This window comes from Delftia sp. DLF01, assembly GCF_014852125.1.
GTDB lineage: Bacteria > Pseudomonadota > Gammaproteobacteria > Burkholderiales > Burkholderiaceae_C > Comamonas > Comamonas acidovorans.
In genome coordinates, this window is sequence record NZ_JACVAZ010000001.1 from 1,514,368 (window position 1) to 1,530,815 (window position 16,448).

Here is a 16,448-nt window from a genome sequence, read left to right on the forward strand (position 1 = left end):
AGATCCGCCAATGCACGAGCCGCCAATGCAGGAACAGGCAATCGATGCCGCCACCCTGCGGCGCTGGCGCCTCATCCTCGGGCCCGAGGCCGCCCAGCCCCTGGCTGCGGCGCAGCCGCTCGATGACGCAGATGCACGCCGCGACGCGGCACTGGACTATCTCTACCAGCGCGAGCATCGCCTGCGCGAGCAGGCGAACACCTCGGGCACCAATGCGTGGCAGGGCGGGGGCGGGCAGTCCGCGCGCCAGGGCGGCAGCGGCGTGCCGGAGCCGCAGGCCGTGCACTGGCTGGGCGAGGTGCGCGATCTGTTCCCGCGCAGCGCCGTGGAAACGCTGCAGCGCGATGCGCTGTCGCGCTATGGGCTCCATGGCCTGCTCAGCGATCCCCAGGTCCTGGCCGAGGCCACGCCCAGCATCGAACTGGTGGCCGCCTTGATGGCGGTGCGCACCAGCCTGCCCCCCGAGGTGCTGGCCGAGGCCCGCCGGTTGGTGGCGCGCGTGGTGGCCGATCTGCAGGCGCGGCTGTCCTCGCGCGTGCACTCGGCCCTGGGGCGGCGGCGCAGGCGCCGCAGTAGCCGGGGCCAGGGGCAGATGAGCGATCTGGACTGGCCGCGCACCCTGCGCCACAACCTGCGCCACTACCAGAGCGAGGAGCAGGTGCTGGTGCTGGAGCGCCTGTTCTTCAGGGAGAACGAAGCACAGCGCCTGACCTGGGACCTGTGGCTGGTGGTGGACCAGAGCGGGTCCATGCATGAATCCGTCATCCACAGCGCCGTCATGGGCAGCATCTTTGCGCGCGTGCGCGCCCTGCGCACCCATGTGCTGCTGTTCTCCGATGCGGTGGCCGATGTCACCGGCCAGCTGCATGCGCCCGAAGAGCTGCTGCTGGGCGCGCAACTGGGCGGGGGCACCAACATCGGCGCGGCCCTGGCGCATGTGGCCGGGCAGCTTGCCGCGCCGCGCCGCAGCGTGATCGTGCTGATCACCGACCTGTACGAAGGCCATGACGAGGCCCGCGTCATCGCCGAGACCGAGCGGCTGGTTGCCAGTGGCGCCCGCGTGCTGGTGCTGGCTGCGCTGGACCGCCGCGCCCACCCCGACTATGACCGCGACCTGGCCGCGCAACTGGTGGCGCGCGGCGCCCAGGTTGCCGCCATGACGCCCGACCATCTGGTGGATTGGCTGGCCCAGGCCATGCAGGGAGGGCGGCCCTCATGATGCAGGAATGGCTGCGTACCCTGGACGATGACGCCATTGCCGACTGGGCCAACAAGGGCCTGCTCAAGCGCGGGGCCAAGGCCCTGGCGGCGGCGGATGCAGGGCAGTGGGAACTGGCGGCCAACCAGGCCCGCGCCGACATCGAAGGCCATGCCCAGACCCTGGCCGGCGCGGGCTTTGCCACGCTGCAATGCAGCTGCCCCGCCTTTGGCCCCTGCCACCATCTGTGCGCCTTGCTGCTGGGCCTGCGGGCGCGGCTGGCCCACGAGACCCCGGACGATGGCATGGCCCAGGCGCCTGCTGCCCCGTGGCTCGACGGCGATGCCGGCGCCGTGGCCCAGGCCTTTGGAATGGCCGCCCAGCGCAAGGCCCTGCGCTGGATGGCGCAGGGCTTCGAGGCAGTGCTGGAAGAGGCCCCGGCCACCCTGATCGGCGAACTGTCCAACCCCGACGAAGTCACCGTGCGCCTGCCGCGTGCCGGTGGCCTGGCGGCGGCCAGTTGCAGCTGCAAGGCAGCGGCCTGCGCCCACCGCGCCCTGGTGGCATTGCAGGCCCGGCGCCTGGCGGGCGCACCCATGCCGGAGCTGCCGGCGCATGCGCTGGAAGCCGGCGCACAGCAGCGGCTGACCCAGGCGCGCCAATGGCTGACCGGCTGGGTGCTGCAGGGCCGTGCAGGCATGAGCCCTGCCTTCCTCGACCAGGGCGAAGCGCTGGCCACCGAACTGCGCCAGGCCGACCTGCCGCGCCCTGCCAGCGTGCTCAACCTGCTGGTACGCGCCTTGCGTGACGAGCGCGCAGGGCGTGCCGGTGCGGCCGAACGCGTGGCGCCCTTGCTGGCCGCGCTGTGGATGCTGCTGCGCGGCCTGGCGCAACAGCCCATGCCACGACCCCTGAGCGAACTGGCGGGCGTGCACAGGCGCAGCTACCGGCGCGTGCAAGGCCTTTGCCTGCACGCCGTGGCAGCCGAGCTATGGCATGCGCGCGGCGGGCAGCGCGGGTTTTCCGTGCATTTGCAGGACGCGGCCAGCGGTCGGTATCTGACCTGGTCCGCATCGCGCGCCGAAGGCTTCGACCCGGAGTGGGAGCCGGCCGGGGCGCTGGACTCGGAAACCCTGGGCGGCCTCACCGCAAGGCAGCTGCTGCAAGGCCCCCATGTGCTGCTGGACGGCTGGGCCAGCGACGATGGCCGCCTGTCGGCGCGCGATGCCACGCGGCTGGCACCGGCCCAGGCGACCGGCCCGCTGCCGACCCGGGCGACCGGCGCACAGCCGGTGGCCGACGATCCCCAGGCCCTGCTGCAGCGCCATCTGCAGGAGCTGCATGCCGACCCCTGGCGCCAGCAGCCGCCCCTTTGGGCACGGCTGCAGGTGGCCGGCAGCGGCCTGGCGCAGCGTGACGAGCTGCTGCAGCGCTGGACGATTGCATTGCAGTCGCCGGTGCCCGGGCCTTCCCTGTCCCTGGTGGGCGATCTGCACGGCATGCAGGGCAGGGCGGGTGAGGCATTGCGCAAGGAACTGGCGCGCGGCCGCGTGCTGCGGGAAGTCTTTGGCCGCGTGGAATTCGTGGCAGGGCAGTTGCAGATTGCCGTGGCTTCCGTGCGCTGGCGGGACAGCGCGCACTGGCACCATCCCAGCACGGCCTGGCCGGCGCCGCTTGCCGAAGTCGGTGTGGAGAAGGCGCCATGAGCAATTCAAGCAAAGCAAGCAACGAGAGCACCACCGCGCCGCTGCGCCATTGGCTGGCACAAGGCCAGGTCTGGCTGGCCGACATGCAGGCCGCAGGCCTGGCAGGGGCGGGCATGCCGCTGCTGGCCGCCGGCCGCGCCTGGGCCGACGAGGGCGCGCTGCTGGGCTGGGGCGCCCTGGCAAGGCAGATGGACGGCGTGCTGGACCCGCAGCTGCCGCCGGCGGAGCGCGCGGCCGCCCTGCTCGATATCGCGGTCTGGGTCATGACCGCGCAGCGGCTGCAGGCCGGTGCGGATCAGTCCTTGCCCTGAAAAAAGCCATTGAGTTCGGCGCCCGGCGTGGCCTGGGCGAACGCGTCGAAGCGCCCCGTCTCGGCAATGGAGCGCGCCGCATGCAGAAAGCCGCCCCAGGCTGCGCGCGCCAGTGCGCCGCCCACGCTGATGCGGCGCACGCCCATGGCCTCGGCATCCTGCAGGCTCCATTCGCTGGCCCCTCCGATCAGCAGATTCACCGGCTTGGGTGCCACGGCCGCCACCACGGCACGGATCTGCTCGGCGCTGCGGATGCCGGGTGCGTACAGGCAGTCCGCGCCGGCCTCGGCATAGGCCTTGAGCCGGGCAATGGTGTCGTCCAGATTGGGCCGGCCCACGAAGAAATTCTCCGCACGCCCGACCAGCAAGGTGCCGCCACCGGCCTCGTCGATGGCGGCACGGGCGGCGCGCAGCCGGGCCACGGCTTCCTCGATGCTGCGCAAGGGGTTGGCCGCATCGCCTGTCGAGTCTTCGATGGACAGGCCCGCCACGCCGGTGTCCACGGCCATGCGCACGCTTTCGGCAACCTCCTGCGGACCCAGGCCGAAGCCGCTTTCAAAGTCCGCATTCACGGGCAGATCGGTGGCTGCGACCAGGCTGCGCAGATGCTCCAGCGTCATCTCGCGGGAGATGGCGCCATCGGGCTGACCCAGCGACCAGGCATGGCCCGAGCTGGTGCTGGCCAGCGCCTTGAAGCCCAGGCCCTGCAGCATGCGGGCGCTGCCCGCATCCCAGGGATTGGGCAGCACAAAGCAGCCCTGGCGGTGCAGGGCGTGGAAGGTGGCGCGTTTTTGTTCGGTGGTGGGGGTCATGGGGCACTCCGTTGCGGGGTCAGGGCGCTGGTGGAAACAGCAGGGGCCGGGCCGCCAGGGACGGCAGCACGCAAGCCACATCATGGGCGCAGTCCGGCACCACGACGAAGCGGCGTGGCCGCTGCGGCGCCAGCAGCTCGCGCTCGTAGGCCGCGAAGGCGTGGCCTCGCTGCAGCCGGAACGGGCCTTGCAGCATGGCGGCGCAGGACTTGTCGAGGATGGGATAGAACGCGCCCTTTTCCGCGCTGCTGTCCAGGGCGCCTTCCAGGTAGTCGATCTGCGCGGCCGCATAGCGGGCCCGCGCGGCAGCCGCATCGCGCCCTAGGTGGCCGGGCAGGTCCTGCAGGCCGTACTTCCAGCGGTCATGGCCCGGGCAGGCGCTGGCGGCGGGCGGCACCTGGAAGACATAGCTGCACGCTCCCGGAAACGCCGAGCCTGTGCCGCAGGCTGCCCAGTCGGTGCTCTGCCCGGCCATCTGCGGCTGTGGCCGCACGGGATCGAAATACAGCCAGGTGCCCGGGTCGGCGATCACGTAGCGCAAGGTCACGGAGCCCGGTGCATCGGCTGCAAAGGCCACGCTGTGCTGCAGCATCTGCGCCCCTGCCGAAAACCCCGCCAGGGTCACGCTGCGCAGGCCGGGCCAGCGCTGCACGAGCTCGGCCACCAGCGCATCCAGCGCGGCGAAAGAACCTATCGGATGCGGCCCCAGCGAGGGCTCGCCGGCCAGCCAGCCCGCGCAGGTCCATACCGCGTCTGCGCTCCCGGCTGCGGGCACGCCACGGCTGTGGCAATGCGCAGCCTGATCCTCGGGCACCTGGTACAGCGGGGCGATGACCAGGGTGTCCTGCAGCCGCTGCGCGCCTTCGGCGGCCCGCAGGCCGGCCTCGAAGCTGCGGTTGGCATCGCGCGGATGCCCGTGCATCACCACCAGCGCGGACCGGGGCATGGCGCCGTGGCTGGCCCCCGGCGCCTGCGATGCGTAGTAGCGCATGCGCCCCGCGTCGCCCGGCAGGTTGAAGGATTGCAGGCAGGCGATGTCGGCCCGGTGCCTGCAAACGGAAGCATCGGCGGATGCAGTGGCAGACGCAGCCGCGGTGACAGGTTCGGGAGCTGGCGCTTGCGCCAGCGCCTCGACCGAGATCGCCAGAAACAGCAAAAGCAGGGAGCGCAGAGGACGGATGGACGGCATGTGCGGGACGTCATTCGCAGGGGTGGGTCGGCCTGCTAGTATGCGGGCGGCCGCAAGCCATGGCCTGGCTTGTTTCTCAAGACCCACTCCCTTGTCGCATATGCCACTTCTGCCGCGTTTCAGCCTTGTCCTCGCCTGTCTCGCACTGCCGGCCTTCGTTCACGCCGCAGACTTCGACAAGAAAAACTGCACCTACAAAGGCATCCGCCTCTACGGCAAGGTCCAGATCGTGCACTCCTTTCCCGACATCAAGGTGCAGGCCACCAGCTCTTTCCCGGACCTCAAGGTCAAGGTGGTGGACTCCTTTGCAGACAGTTGCGGGGAGTGGAAGATCGTCACCTCCTTCCCCGACTTCAAGGTCCAGATGGTCAATTCCTTCCCGGACCTGAAAGTCGACATGGGCAGCTCGTCGCCCGGCGTGCGATAGCCGCCTGGCGCTGTCCAGCATTGCCCCATCGCAGCACCGTGACCTCCTCCACATCCGACGAATTCGAAGCCCTGCACGACCAGGCCTATGCCGACATGGAATGCGGCGCGCTGGCCGAGGCCGCCCAGGCCTTCGAGGCGCTGGCAGCCCACATGCCGGACAACCGCCACTACCACTACATGCTGGGCCTGGCGCGCAAGTACCAGCGCGATTGGCAGCCATCGCTGGACCACAACCTGCGCGCCATTGCACTGGCCGGCGAAGACGATGAAGCCAGCCTCTGGAATGGCGCCATCGCGGCCACGGCGCTGTCCGACTGGACCACGGCGCGCAGGCTGTGGAAGGCCTGCGGCATCCAGGTGCCCGGCGAGCAGGGCCCCATCGAGGGTGACTACGGCGTGGCCGTGGTGCGCCTGCACCCCTGGCAGGGCGGCGAGACCGTGTTCATGCGCCGCATCGACCCCGTGCGCGCCCAGTTGCTCAACGTGCCGCTGCCCGAAAGCGGCCATCGTTTCGGCGACATCGTGCTGCACGACGGCGCCTCCACCGGCCAGCGGTTCAACGGCCAGCGCGAAGTGCCGGTCTTCAACGAGCTGCAGCGGCTGGAGCCCTCGGCATTCCAGACCTTCGTGGTCTTCATCACCTGCGCCAATGCGCAGGACTTGCAGGAATTGCTGGGTACCGAAGCCCCGGGCATCGGCTATGCCGAGGACTGGACGGCCAGCATCCGCCACTACTGCATGCGCTGCAGCTACGGCACGCCCCACCAGCATGCCGAGGCAGCTTCGCCACGCGAGGGCGAACCGTCCTGGCAGACCGATCGCAACCTGGGCATCGCCGCAGTGGACCGCGCCGCCGTCGATGCCGTGCTCAACGCATGGCAAGCCGGTGGCGCCGGGCGCCGTATCGACGCAGTGCAGACCCGCGAACTGCCCGTGCCCGACGAGGAAGAAAGCTGGGCCTGGTGGGTAGGGCCCGAGGGCGCGGAGGATGAGGCGCCGTAGCTGAGCAATGCGAGCGAGCATGGCCCGCATCGATCACCGAGCCTGTGCGCGGGCCCCCTCAAGTCCGGGCGCGTGAAGCCGGACCCTTAAGCCTTCCGACACGCTGTAGCGAGGAATGCCGTGCCCCTCATACCGCCGCATCAGGCCAAGAAAGCGGTGCTTGAGCTGCATGGCCGCGCTGAACTCTTCCCAGGCGATCAGCGCACAGGGTGAGTCGCCGTAGGTACTGCAGATGCGCACCTGGCGCTGGTCCGGCTCCATCTGCGCCCAGCCGTCCTCGCGCAGGCTGACGGCGCGCACCTGAGGATTGCGCAGATCCAGAAGCTCGGCGAGATAGGGCTGGTCCAGGTCGTTGAGCCAGTGGTAGTTGAAGAAGTGGTGCATCACGTCCAGTGCATCGGGCGAGCCCCTGGCTTCGAGATCCATGTGCATCCGTGCGAAGCCATCGCAGACGCTCATGCCCCGCACGCGCACGGCGCTCAGCTGGATGTCTTCGGTGGTGTTCTCGCAAGAGAGGGTGTACTACATGCTGCCTGGTGAGGTGGGACGGATACGGTGCTTGCCAATGTAGCGTGCACGGCCCCGGATGGACGATGGACTTGCTTGATCCGCGACGGATTGGCCTTGGCCGTGCGTTGAAGTGATGTGGCAAGCCGGCATCGGCTTTCTGCAAGCAACGTCCGTCCACATCCTTTCAAGGAGAAACACCATGTCCCTGCGCAAAGCCTTCATGCTCGTCATTGCCACTGCTTCGTTGGCAGGCCTTGGCAGCGCCGCATCCGCCGCCACCTGGGACCAGGCCCATCCGCGCCGTGCCGAGGTCAACGGCCGCCTGGCCAACCAAGACCGCCGCATCCACAACGAAGTGCGCAAGGGCGAGATCAGCCATGGCCAGGCGGCTGCGCTGCACCAGCAGGACCACAAGATCCGCCAGGAAGAACGCCTCATGGCCAGCCAGAACGGCGGTCATATCACGCGCAGCGAGCAGCATGTGCTGAACCAGCAGGAGAACCAGGTCAGCCGTGAGATCGGCCACTGAGCAGGCACTGAGCGGCCACCGGTCAGATCTCGCCAGATCTTGCGCACATGGCACAAGGGCCGGCCGCCTTGAGGCGCCGGCCCTTTTTCATGTTGGCGTGCGGCCCGCGTTCAGGCCCTCAGCAATGGCGGCAGCGACGGCGCCGGGGCACCGCCTGGCAGGGCATGGCCTTGGGGGAACAGGTTGCGCGACAGCCGCTGCGGGTCGATGCCGAAGCACTCGCCGGCGGCCGAGGCAATCAGCGCATCGACGCTGGTGGTCGGTTTCAGATCCCGGTTCTCCAATAGCTGGCCGGGCTGCAGGCCAGGCCAGTCGGCCAGCACGCGGCCGCCCTGAACCGCGCCGCCCATCAGCATGGCGACGGCGCCTGTTCCGTGGTCGGTGCCGCCGGTGCCGTTGGCCGCAGCCGTGCGGCCGAACTCGGTGGCCACCAGCACCACGGTCTGCGACCAGGCATTGCCCAGGCCGTCATGCAGCGCCGCAATCAGTGCATCGAGGTTCTTGAGCTGGGCTGCCAGCCGGTTGTTTTGTGCACTGTGCGTGTCCCAGCCGCCGGTTTCGATCATGGCGATGCGCGGCCCGTCCTGGCGGGCAAGAAAGCCGGCTGCCAGCTTGCCCAGGCTGGCGCCATCCAGGCGCGGCCGGTTGTTGCCACCGTCCATGGCCACGCCGCGCGTGTCCATGGCGGAAGTCCAGAGAGCATGCAGCTGCGCATCTCCCTCGTAGAGCCTGGCCACGCGCAGCAGCAGGTCGTCACTGGCCTGGGGCAGGGAGGAAGGCGCGTAGGAGGCCACTTGCGCCGGCCCGCGCAGCGCCATGGGCACGGTGGGCGCGAAGGCAATGGCCTCTTCCCGGTGCGGCAACTGGGCGACCAGGCGGTTGAGCCAGCCGTCCTTGACCTGGTAGGGCGCGCTGCCTCCGGTTTCCAGCACGTTCTGGCCGTCGAAATGCGAGCGGTCGCTGTAGGGCGATGCGACCGCGTGCACGAACAGCGCCTGGCCCTGGGCGTAGAGCCTGCCGGTCTCGGCCAATGAGGGATGCAGCGCGAACATGCCGTCCAGCCGCGTGGCCGCAGCTGTGTCCACGGCGATGGCGCCACGCAGCCGGGCGTAGCCGGGGTCGGCATAGGGAATCAGGGTCTCCAGCCCGTCGGCCGCGCCGCGCTGGATGATGAATACGAAGCGGCGCTCGGTGGCTGCACGCGCCAGCGCCAGGTGGGGCGCGGCCAGTGCCAGGCCGGTGCCTGCGGCCAGCAGGCCCAGGAAATGTCGGCGATTGCGCATGGCCATCGTGCTGGTCGCGATGTTCGTGGCGGTCGTATGGATCGTGGTCATGGTGTTCACCTGCGCAGGAAGTCGGGCGAGACCAGCAGCAGCGCGAGTGCGCCGCTGCCGCTTTCGGATCGGGCAATGGCCTCGGCCGTGCCCGCGCCCAGTGCATCGCCGGGCAGCAATCGGGGTGCCAGCGCGCGCGCATCGACGCTGTTGCCGGCCTGGGCTGCGAGCCGCTGCGCCAGCTCGACACGGCGCACCAGCGCATCGGGCGCAGCCCAGCTGGCGGCGATGTCGTCGTAACCGGCCGGCGAGCCGGGCCGCCACACCGGCTGGCCGAGCTGGTTGAGCAGGCCGGCGGCCTGAGCACCCTTCAACTCGCGCCGGCCCAGTGCGCGCATGGAAGAGACGGCCCATTCCCAGGGTGTCTTGAACTTCGTGGCTGGCGCGGCCCAGGGTTCTGGCGACTCGATCAACGCGCGGTAGACGGCCGGCAGGTCCCCGCCGCTGCGCTGGTAGGCGGCCGCAAGGCGCTGCACCAGCGCGGGCGGCGGATCGTCGGCGACGAAGTGCCGTGCCAGCTTGGTCGCGACATGGAGCGCGGTAGCGGGGGAGGCCGCCAGGTCGCGCAGGATGGCCAGCGCCTGCTCCTGCCCGCCTGCGGCATAGCTGCGGCCCAGCAGGCGGCGCGGTCCGGGCTCGTGCAATGCCGGGCGGTACTGGAAGCCGGCGCTGGCGGCCGGGCTGCCTGCGTCATTGCCAAGGCTCCAGCCGGTGAGCGCGCGGGCGAACTCGGTCACGTCCTGCTGGGTGTAGCCGCTGCGCACGCCCAGGGTGTGCAGCTCCATGATTTCCCGCGCCAGGTTTTCGTTCAGGCCGCGTGTCTTGTCCGGGTTGCGCCGGGCGGCGCGCTGTGCAGCGGGGCTGGCGGGTCCCACCGACTGGGCCTGGTCCAGATAGACCAGCATGGCCGGGTGGCGCACGGCGGCAAGCAGCAGGTCCTCGAATCGGCCCAGCACGTGCGGGCGTATGGCCTCGGCCTCGTAGGCGCCGACCAGGTCGAGCACCACGGGCTTTTCCACCGAGACCGCGAAGTGGTTCGACCAGAAATGCACCAGGCGTTCCACAAATGGCGCGGGTGTGTCGATGGCGCTGGCCAGGCGCGCGTTCACTGCGTCCAGGTAGCCGTTGCGTGCGCCACGGCGCAACTGCTGGCGGGCGGCGGCGCGCTGGTCTTCAGGCAGGCTGCGCAGCTCGCGCTGCCGGGACTGGTAGTCGGACAGCAGCGCGTCCGTGTCCGTGTGACCGGCCCAGGCAGGGGGCTGTGGCTGGTAGCGCGCGAGCTGATCCAGCAGCCAGCGCTGCGGGTCGGCGGGCAGTGCGTCGTCAGGGCGGGCTCCCAGGCCGAAGCGGTTCAGGGCGATGGCGGCAGAATTCATGGCTTCACCTCGAAAAATCGCGGGCGTGGCAGGCGTGTCCTGTGCTCCTCAGCGCCTGGCCGGGGATGCGGGCACATGGAAGGGGCCTTGCTGCGCTGCCAGCCCCTGCACCAGTGTCTGTCGCTCGGCCGGCGTGAGCTGGGCCGCGAAGTCGACCACGTGCGCCTCCACGCGCTCGCGCACCGCCGTGTCGGCGGCCCGGGTGCGTGCCAATGCAGCCTCGACGGCAGTGCGATCGAACTGCGGCGCAGCCAGCAGGCGAACCACCTCGGCGCGGCCTTCGCGGCTGCCTTGGGTCAGCGCAGCAGCCTCGCGCCGCACTTCACGCAGTCCTGTACGGAAAGCCTGGCGCCGCTCGGGCGGCAGGCCGTCTGCGGCAAAGCGCAGTCCGCGCGCAGTGGCCGGGGAGCCGCCTGCCGGTGCTCCGGTGGGCGTTCCTGTCTGCGTGGATGTGGCTACCGACCTGGCCTCGGCCTGGTGTGCCCACCAGCGCCAGGTGCCACCGGCAATGCCGCCCACCAGAAACAGATTCAGCAGGGCAGAGGCCCACAGCCAGCGGCGCAGGTGCGTCGTGCGGGGGGCATCGCCGATGGGGGATTCGTTCATCGTCATTCCTCGCTTCCTTCCACCAAGGCGCCGCCCGTGTCGAAGGCGGTGCCCGGCCACCAGCCGCCTTCGGACTGTGCCGGCCGGGCCGTGGGCAAGGCCGTGCCTATCAGCAAGGCCACGGCCAGAGCGCCTGCGGCCACACCGGCCAGGCCCGCACCGGTGATGCTGGCGCCGGACCACCAGCCATGCCAGGGCTTGCGGCCGCTGGCACGCACCGGCCGTGCGGGCGCAGTACCACGGGGCTGCGGCCATGCATGCGGCGATGGTTGGCCGGGCGCAGTCGCCATGCCTGGGCGAGCTTTCAAGCCGGCCAGCACCGCGCTTGCCAGCGCTGCGCTGGGGGGCGCGACGGCATGGCTGCCCAGCAGCGTGTCGAGTTCGTTTGCACGGGCGAGCAAGGCCCGGGCCGCAGGCGCAAAGGTCGGCTGTTCCATCAGCGCGCGTGCCGCAGCCTGCTCCTGTGCCGGCCAGCGCCGCAGGTCGGCGCCCCAGGCGTCGGCCAATTGTTCAAAGCGATCTGGCGTCATGGTGGTGATCCTCCAGGTTCTGCGGGTGCGGCGATTGTGCTCGTGCTTGCGTCCTGCAGGCGGGCGCGCAAGCTGCGCCGCGCACGGGCCAGCAGGCTTTCCAGGGCATCCACGGAGACGCCCATGAGTGCTGCCGCCTCGGCCTGGGGCAGCGCCTGGTAGTAGTGCAGCACCAGCGCCTCGCGCTGGCGCGGCGGCAGTGCATCCAGGGCAGCGGCGACTCGGGCGCTGTGCTGCGCGTGGTCCAGCTGCTGCTCCGGTGTGGGCCCGGGGTCGGCGAAGGCGGCGGCTTCGGCGTGCTCGTCCAGCGCTTCTTCGCGCCGCACCGCGCGCCGGCGGAGCCGGTCGCGGCACAGGTTGAGCACCACCTCATGCAGCCAGGTGTCGAAGCGGGCCTGCCCCGGCCGCCAGTGGCCCACCTGCTGCCAGGCGCGCACCAGGCCTTCCTGCGCCACCTCTTCAGCCTCTGCCCGGCTGCCCAGCAGGCGCTGGGCCAGACCCAGCATGCGTGGCAGCTTGCGCTCCACCAGTTCGCGGGCGGCCTGCGGCTCACCGCGGGCCAGTCTCGCCAGCAGGTCGGCATCCGGGTCATCGATTTCAGCCAAAGGGCATCGGTGTAGTGGCGGGGTCAGCCAGCGTCGCGCGGCTCAACGCCAGCCGCGATGCCAGCCGTAGACCGGATGGTGCCAGCCCCAGCCGTAGCGCGGGTGGTATTGCCACACGAAGCCGACGCTGGGCATCGGATAGGCAGGCGCCACATAGGCGACGCCCGGCGGCACCACATAGGGGCCGGGCGCCACGGGCGTAACAGGCGCTACCACGCAGCCGGCCAGCGCGGCCAGGCTGCCGGCGGCAAGCGCCAGCGCAAGCGGACGGACGGCGCGGCGAACAGTCAAACGCAATGAGGACATGAAAGACTCCTGCATCGGCCACATCAGGCGGCCTTATTGCGTTCAACGCGCGGGCAGCACGGATCCGTCGCGGGGGAGCGAAAAAATGTCGCGGAGAAAAGCGGGGGAGAGGTCGGAGGCGGGAGAGATCGGGCCCGCGCGGAAGGCGGTCCGTGGGATATCGGTGGCGGATGTGTATCCGGGACTGATGGGCTTTGCTCCAGGAAATCTGGAGCGGGCGAAGGGAATCGAACCCTCATCATGAGCTTGGGAAGCTCAGGTCCTGCCATTGAACGACGCCCGCTTCTACTGGTGGATCAGCATCTTACGCGATGCCGGCATTTGACCCAATGCGGAGCGGTCCGCATCTTCAACATCCTGTCCTTCATGCCGCACCGGCACAAGCCTCTGCTGAACCTTGGTGCCGCTGGCACTTCGCTGTGCGCACTCGATGCATGCCCGCCTTGCATCTCTGCAAAGCGTGCCGAAGCCGCAAGAAACGGCCCCCACAAAAAAGAAGCCCGTCAGCGGTGCTGCGGGCTTGTGAATGCCTGCGAAGTGCAGGCATGAGGAAGAAAAAGTCCGGTGCCCTTTTCAGGGCATGCCTATGAATTCCAGGAGGAGAACCATGAGTCAACCATAGGCCCGGCTGTTAACCGCATTTCAGCTCGTGACGGGGAACATCGGCCCTGCCAGCGTGGAGATGTACAGCGAGATGAGGGTCACCACGGACCAGAAAAATGTGAGGAAAATATGTCGCATCACAATCTCCTTCAAGTCATTGAACAAGTGCGCGAACCGCCCGAATGCAAGCCTTCGCAAAACGTCGGAAGGGGCCGCGAGATCTGGTGCTGCGCAACTGAATGAGCTGGTAGCTACCCCTTACCGGAAAGGCATCCAGGAGACTCCGGTGGTAGCGGGCATCAGGGTCCGGATTGAAAGACTCACTCGGTACGACTTGACTCATGCTTATCTCCATCAGCAGGGCATTGCGGGTCTCGGGACTGACGCTATTTCAACTGCTTGTGAGGCTTCCCTGTGCGAGCCAAGTCAGGGTGCTCATGTAGGTCGAGCATGCCCCGTATATATGAGTTCTTTCGACACGGTGTCCGCTTGGAGCTGCGGCCGTTGAAGGGGCAACGAAAAGGGCCCGCAAGCGGCGAAGCTGCGGGCCCTGGAAGAAAAATGCCGATGCCGTGGGGGCGTGCCTGGGAAAGGGATTTGAGAGGGAGGGAGGAGAAAGCTCCCAGGCTCGGCGGAATCCGTTGCCGGCCAGTATGCAGACCTTTCCTGAAGAAAAGCTTTACGTCGTGTAAAGAAGTTGCAGGTCTGCTGTGTGAAGTCACCCCGGATGGTCAAGTGCTGCGCGCTGATTTACCGCCGGAGGTCGCACGGGATTTGGACGAGGCACGCCAGTAGGTTGTGACCCTGATGGCCACGGAGGTGGAACTGCAGCAGGTTGACGGTGGGGCGTTAACGGCTTGCTTGTGTTTCGTGCAGAGCACTATCCCACTACTTGGCCGGATGGTCCTTGCGGTACAGCGTCCACTCTTCCATTTCCGTCCCGTTCGGCAGCACGCAGATGCCTTCCTGACCCTGGGGCGTCTTCTCCATCCGAACTTGTCCGCCGATTTCACCGCAATAGACCGATGCGGGATTGGCCATGCCCACGGAGGGTGCCAGCTTCTGTTGGGCGCATGCGCTGAGTGCCAGTGCCACCAGGGCCACCAGCGCGATTCCTGAGAGTTCCAGTGCGTTGTTCATTGCGCCACTCTATACCTCTGGAGGTTGAGAGTGTTGTTGCGTCCGCAACCTTCGGTTTGCGATGCAAAGGTATGTCAGTGCGGCATTTTGTGCATAGAATGCTGACTCGCTAGCATACAACCCAAGAAAAGTCCATGACACCTGATTACAAGACGCTCCTGCAGCAAAAGGCAGAGATCGAAGCACGCATTGCCGAAGTCCTGAAAGCCGAAAAAGGCGGGGCCATCGCCAAGGTTCGCGAGCTCGTCCAGCAATTCCAATTGACCCAGGAAGATGTGTTCAGCACGGGCAAGCGCAAGTCGCCCGTCGGTGCAGGCGTGCCCAAGTACCGTGATCCGTCCACCGGCGCAACGTGGACCGGCCGGGGCAAGCCTCCTGCGTGGATCAAGGATGCAGTGGACCGCACTGCCTTCGAAATCTGACCAACAGCCCGCACCCGCGGGCTTTGTCTTTTCTGGCCACTTGCGCTCAGTAGGCCCACGGCAGTTCACAAGCGTCACCTTGCGCCAAGGCCGACGCCCTTGTCATGCTCTGCGCTGATTGCCTTAGCTGTGCTTGTCCGACAGGGCTGGTCCCGGGCGGCGACCATGCTTGAGGCCATGAACACACCTACTCCCAACACCCCCGGCCAAGTGCCCACCTCGTCGTCCCGCAACCGGTTCGCCACCAAGCGAACCATGTACATCGTTGCCGCTATCGTGGCTGTGGCACTGGTGATCATGTTTGTGCCCTGGTAGGCGCGCATCGACGTCCCGCTCCCGCCCCCCCCCGCTCATGTCCGCGAGGGCATGAGAAAGCCCGCCATCTGGCGGGCTTTCGTTTTGGGGAATCGCTTGCCTCAGTGCGCGTGGTGCGCCGTGGGTGCTTGCGCCGGGGGGAGTTGGGCCAACTTCTGCGAGCAGTCGCTGCATACATGCCACGCGTGGAATTGGCGGGCTCCTGTGGCGGGTTTTTCCTGTTCGCACTGGATGCAGAAGACGGCGGGGGCCAGGTCCATGAGCCGGATCGGCTCTCGGCCTTTCTTGGGACTACGCATAGCTCTCCTTCAAAGTGTTGCTCCTCGGTATCCATTGGGCGCCGGGGTGGTAAAGGCCGGTCGTCAGCGGGCGCGCCATGGCGCAGCAGAAGCCAGCGCCATCGAGGGTGCGTGTTCAACTTACAGCCAAGCCGTCTCACGGTTGTGACTTCCGCATGACCGTGTGGGGAACGCGCCGCAGTGGTTTGACAGTGCAATTTGCGCAGTCTTAGAATTTGCATCTTCCATCCCTGCGACCGCTGCGAGCCTGACATGAACCTGTGACGCCTTCGGACCCTTGTCCGACCGATCCCCCCGAAGCCCATTCCCGGCCCACGGCGGACGCCCGCGTCACCACCTGCATGCCCGTTGACTGCTCCGCGTTTTCTGAACGCAACCTCGCGTCGCCGTGCGGCCTCTTTTTGAAAGAGTGCCCATGACAGAACCCATCGACATCCTTGCCCACAACACCGCTGCCTGGAACCTGCAGGCAGCGAAAGACTGCGACTGGTCGCGCCCGGTCGACAGCGCAGAAATAGCCCGGGCCCGTGCCGGAAGCTGGCAGGCGCGGCTCACGCCCGGCCCCTTGCCAGCGGGCTGGCTGGATGATGTGCGCGGCCTGCGCATCCTCTGCCTTGCCGGCGGCGGCGGCCAGCAGGGGCCCATTCTTGCGGCGGCGGGCGCGCAGGTCACCGTGTTCGATGCCTCTGCCGGGCAGCTTGCACAGGACCGTCATGTGGCGCAGCGCGAAGGCCTTGCGCTGACCTGCGTGCAGGGCGACATGCGCGATCTGGGCGTTTTTGCAGATGCCGGCTTCGATGTGATCTTTCATCCCATCTCCAACCTCTACGTGCCTGATGTGCGGCCCGTATGGCGTGAATGCGCGCGGGTGCTCGCGAAGGGTGGGCGCCTTCTGTCCAGCTTCTGGAATCCGGTGGTCTTCGTGGAGGACCGCGATCCCGCGTTGCGCGAGCAAGGGCTCATGCGGCCTGCGCGGCGCCTGCCGTATTCCGATGTGGTGGATTTGCCGCCCGCAGCGCTTGATGCCAAGCGGGAGCGCAATGAGGCGCTGGTGTTCGGCCATACGCTGGCCGATCAGATCGGCGGCCAGCTGGATGCGGGGCTGGTGCTGACGGGCTTTCATGAAGACTGGCAGCCCCATGCCCGTTTTGTGATCGAGAAGTTCGTGCCGACCTTCATTGCGACACGTTCGGTGAAACTCTGAAGGTACTGCTGCCTGGCCTTGC

Annotated in this window: 19 protein-coding genes and 1 tRNA gene; 9 read left to right on the top strand and 11 right to left on the bottom strand. The window is 68.2% G+C overall.

Annotated features, from left to right (window positions below; genetic code table 11):
* Positions 1-25 precede the first annotated feature (25 nt).
* Genes IB269_RS06640 through IB269_RS06650 form a run of 3 tightly spaced genes read left to right on the top strand, consistent with a single transcriptional unit; the run spans position 26 to position 3,215 of the window.
* Positions 26-1,219, top strand: coding sequence for a VWA domain-containing protein (locus tag IB269_RS06640; protein WP_192366714.1), 1,194 nt, complete (start codon positions 26-28; stop codon positions 1,217-1,219).
* Positions 1,216-2,904, top strand: coding sequence for an SWIM zinc finger family protein (locus IB269_RS06645; RefSeq protein ID WP_192366715.1), 1,689 nt, complete (start codon positions 1,216-1,218; stop codon positions 2,902-2,904). Before IB269_RS06640 ends, IB269_RS06645 begins: the two co-directional genes overlap by 4 nt.
* Entirely contained in the window at positions 2,901-3,215 is a 315-nt protein-coding gene (locus IB269_RS06650) for a hypothetical protein (RefSeq protein WP_192366716.1), read from the top strand. Before IB269_RS06645 ends, IB269_RS06650 begins: the two co-directional genes overlap by 4 nt.
* Here IB269_RS06650 and IB269_RS06655 read toward each other — a convergent pair.
* Together IB269_RS06655 and IB269_RS06660 are read right to left on the bottom strand one after the other, a co-directional pair.
* Positions 3,200-4,027: an isocitrate lyase/PEP mutase family protein gene (locus tag IB269_RS06655; RefSeq protein WP_192366717.1), complete on the bottom strand. Its 828-nt coding sequence runs from the start codon at positions 4,025-4,027 to the stop codon at positions 3,200-3,202. The two genes, IB269_RS06650 and IB269_RS06655, sit on opposite strands and share 16 nt — an antisense overlap.
* Positions 4,028-4,046: 19 nt before the next feature.
* Positions 4,047-5,216 (bottom strand): hypothetical protein, encoded by a 1,170-nt coding sequence (locus IB269_RS06660; protein ID WP_192366718.1) that lies wholly within the window; start codon positions 5,214-5,216, stop codon positions 4,047-4,049.
* A gap of 100 nt (positions 5,217-5,316) precedes the next feature.
* Between IB269_RS06660 and IB269_RS06665 the strand changes: the two genes are divergently transcribed.
* Together IB269_RS06665 and IB269_RS06670 are read left to right on the top strand one after the other, a co-directional pair.
* Complete coding sequence (locus tag IB269_RS06665; protein ID WP_225614050.1) at positions 5,317-5,643, top strand: hypothetical protein; 327 nt, start codon at positions 5,317-5,319, stop codon at positions 5,641-5,643.
* A gap of 38 nt (positions 5,644-5,681) precedes the next feature.
* Positions 5,682-6,647, top strand: a complete 966-nt coding sequence (locus IB269_RS06670; RefSeq protein ID WP_192366720.1) for a hypothetical protein — start codon at positions 5,682-5,684, stop codon at positions 6,645-6,647.
* Positions 6,648-6,680: 33 nt separating this feature from the next.
* Here the strand turns inward: IB269_RS06670 and IB269_RS06675 are convergent, their stop codons facing one another.
* Positions 6,681-7,073 carry a hypothetical protein gene (locus tag IB269_RS06675; RefSeq protein ID WP_225613974.1) on the bottom strand — a complete coding sequence of 131 codons (393 nt, stop codon included), beginning with the start codon at positions 7,071-7,073 and terminating at the stop codon, positions 6,681-6,683.
* 283 nt (positions 7,074-7,356) lie between these two features.
* On the opposite strand from IB269_RS06675, the gene IB269_RS06680 reads away from it, so the two are divergent.
* Positions 7,357-7,686 carry a hypothetical protein gene (locus IB269_RS06680; RefSeq protein WP_071956109.1) on the top strand — a complete coding sequence of 110 codons (330 nt, stop codon included), beginning with the start codon at positions 7,357-7,359 and terminating at the stop codon, positions 7,684-7,686.
* Between the two features lie 110 nt (positions 7,687-7,796).
* Here the strand turns inward: IB269_RS06680 and IB269_RS06685 are convergent, their stop codons facing one another.
* The 8 genes from IB269_RS06685 to IB269_RS06720 all read right to left on the bottom strand — a co-directional run bounded on the left by IB269_RS06685 (position 7,797) and on the right by IB269_RS06720 (position 14,186).
* A complete protein-coding gene (locus tag IB269_RS06685; protein ID WP_192366922.1) occupies positions 7,797-8,969 on the bottom strand; it encodes a DUF1501 domain-containing protein in 1,173 nt (390 codons plus the stop codon).
* Between the two features lie 56 nt (positions 8,970-9,025).
* The gene (locus IB269_RS06690; protein ID WP_192366721.1) at positions 9,026-10,396 is read right to left on the bottom strand and encodes a DUF1800 domain-containing protein; all 1,371 of its coding nucleotides are present in this window, start codon (positions 10,394-10,396) and stop codon (positions 9,026-9,028) included.
* A gap of 48 nt (positions 10,397-10,444) precedes the next feature.
* Positions 10,445-11,002 carry a periplasmic heavy metal sensor gene (locus tag IB269_RS06695; RefSeq protein WP_225613975.1) on the bottom strand — a complete coding sequence of 186 codons (558 nt, stop codon included), beginning with the start codon at positions 11,000-11,002 and terminating at the stop codon, positions 10,445-10,447.
* 2 nt (positions 11,003-11,004) lie between these two features.
* The gene (locus IB269_RS06700) at positions 11,005-11,532 is read right to left on the bottom strand and encodes a hypothetical protein (protein ID WP_192366723.1); all 528 of its coding nucleotides are present in this window, start codon (positions 11,530-11,532) and stop codon (positions 11,005-11,007) included.
* Positions 11,529-12,137, bottom strand: a complete 609-nt coding sequence (locus tag IB269_RS06705; RefSeq protein WP_043821370.1) for an RNA polymerase sigma factor — start codon at positions 12,135-12,137, stop codon at positions 11,529-11,531. The genes IB269_RS06700 and IB269_RS06705 overlap by 4 nt, the downstream gene beginning before the upstream one ends.
* Before the next feature lie 42 nt (positions 12,138-12,179).
* Positions 12,180-12,443, bottom strand: a complete 264-nt coding sequence (locus IB269_RS06710) for a hypothetical protein (protein WP_192366724.1) — start codon at positions 12,441-12,443, stop codon at positions 12,180-12,182.
* Positions 12,444-12,652: 209 nt separating this feature from the next.
* Positions 12,653-12,726, bottom strand: a tRNA-Gly gene (locus IB269_RS06715).
* A 1,208-nt stretch (positions 12,727-13,934) separates the two neighbouring features.
* Positions 13,935-14,186: a DUF333 domain-containing protein gene (locus IB269_RS06720; RefSeq protein WP_192366725.1), complete on the bottom strand. Its 252-nt coding sequence runs from the start codon at positions 14,184-14,186 to the stop codon at positions 13,935-13,937.
* A 134-nt stretch (positions 14,187-14,320) separates the two neighbouring features.
* Here IB269_RS06720 and IB269_RS06725 point away from each other — a divergent pair, with 134 nt between their 5' ends.
* The 3 genes from IB269_RS06725 (at position 14,321) to IB269_RS06735 (ending at position 16,426) form a co-directional block, all read left to right on the top strand.
* Positions 14,321-14,608, top strand: coding sequence for an H-NS histone family protein (locus tag IB269_RS06725; protein ID WP_012205896.1), 288 nt, complete (start codon positions 14,321-14,323; stop codon positions 14,606-14,608).
* Between the two features lie 177 nt (positions 14,609-14,785).
* Positions 14,786-14,923, top strand: coding sequence for a hypothetical protein (locus IB269_RS06730; RefSeq protein WP_192366935.1), 138 nt, complete (start codon positions 14,786-14,788; stop codon positions 14,921-14,923).
* A gap of 714 nt (positions 14,924-15,637) precedes the next feature.
* Positions 15,638-16,426: a class I SAM-dependent methyltransferase gene (locus IB269_RS06735; protein ID WP_013802150.1), complete on the top strand. Its 789-nt coding sequence runs from the start codon at positions 15,638-15,640 to the stop codon at positions 16,424-16,426.
* Positions 16,427-16,448: the final 22 nt, after the last annotated feature.

Coding starts and splice junctions, on each gene's coding strand:
- IB269_RS06640 (WP_192366714.1), top strand. CDS start 26: ATGCAGGAACAGGCAATCGATGCCGCCACCCTGCGGCGCTGGCGCCTC.
- IB269_RS06645 (WP_192366715.1), top strand. CDS start 1,216: ATGATGCAGGAATGGCTGCGTACCCTGGACGATGACGCCATTGCCGAC.
- IB269_RS06650 (WP_192366716.1), top strand. CDS start 2,901: ATGAGCAATTCAAGCAAAGCAAGCAACGAGAGCACCACCGCGCCGCTG.
- IB269_RS06655 (WP_192366717.1), bottom strand. CDS start 4,027: ATGACCCCCACCACCGAACAAAAACGCGCCACCTTCCACGCCCTGCAC.
- IB269_RS06660 (WP_192366718.1), bottom strand. CDS start 5,216: ATGCCGTCCATCCGTCCTCTGCGCTCCCTGCTTTTGCTGTTTCTGGCG.
- IB269_RS06665 (WP_225614050.1), top strand. CDS start 5,317: ATGCCACTTCTGCCGCGTTTCAGCCTTGTCCTCGCCTGTCTCGCACTG.
- IB269_RS06675 (WP_225613974.1), bottom strand. CDS start 7,073: ATGGATCTCGAAGCCAGGGGCTCGCCCGATGCACTGGACGTGATGCAC.
- IB269_RS06680 (WP_071956109.1), top strand. CDS start 7,357: ATGTCCCTGCGCAAAGCCTTCATGCTCGTCATTGCCACTGCTTCGTTG.
- IB269_RS06685 (WP_192366922.1), bottom strand. CDS start 8,969: ATGCGCAATCGCCGACATTTCCTGGGCCTGCTGGCCGCAGGCACCGGC.
- IB269_RS06690 (WP_192366721.1), bottom strand. CDS start 10,396: ATGAATTCTGCCGCCATCGCCCTGAACCGCTTCGGCCTGGGAGCCCGC.
- IB269_RS06695 (WP_225613975.1), bottom strand. CDS start 11,002: ATGAACGAATCCCCCATCGGCGATGCCCCCCGCACGACGCACCTGCGC.
- IB269_RS06700 (WP_192366723.1), bottom strand. CDS start 11,532: ATGACGCCAGATCGCTTTGAACAATTGGCCGACGCCTGGGGCGCCGAC.
- IB269_RS06710 (WP_192366724.1), bottom strand. CDS start 12,443: ATGTCCTCATTGCGTTTGACTGTTCGCCGCGCCGTCCGTCCGCTTGCG.
- IB269_RS06720 (WP_192366725.1), bottom strand. CDS start 14,186: ATGAACAACGCACTGGAACTCTCAGGAATCGCGCTGGTGGCCCTGGTG.
- IB269_RS06725 (WP_012205896.1), top strand. CDS start 14,321: ATGACACCTGATTACAAGACGCTCCTGCAGCAAAAGGCAGAGATCGAA.
- IB269_RS06730 (WP_192366935.1), top strand. CDS start 14,786: ATGAACACACCTACTCCCAACACCCCCGGCCAAGTGCCCACCTCGTCG.
- IB269_RS06735 (WP_013802150.1), top strand. CDS start 15,638: ATGACAGAACCCATCGACATCCTTGCCCACAACACCGCTGCCTGGAAC.